The 250-nt window shown below is 63.6% G+C and carries 1 protein-coding gene; it reads left to right on the plus strand.

What is annotated here, in order from left to right; genetic code table 11:
- The coding region (locus ACPYOI_RS36635; protein WP_481424254.1) for an efflux RND transporter permease subunit at positions 1–250 on the plus strand (250 nt) is incomplete at both ends.

Consider the following 250-nt stretch of genomic DNA (forward strand, 5'->3'; position numbering starts at 1 on the left):
GGCCAGAACAACGTCGATCCGGCCGGCAACGTCGATACCAGCACGCGCTCCGTGCGCATCTCGGTCGAAGGCGATGTCAACAGGATCGAGGACATCAAGAATCTGCGCCTGACCGCTGGCGGCCAGGTGACCCGCCTCGGCGATATCGCCACCGTCACAGCCGGGCTGCAGGATCCCTACACCGCCAAATTCCTCTACAATGGCCACGCGAGCGTGCAGCTCGGTGTCGTCATGGCCAACGGCTACAAGG

The organism is Rhizobium sp. SVR5-2C, assembly GCF_056755115.1.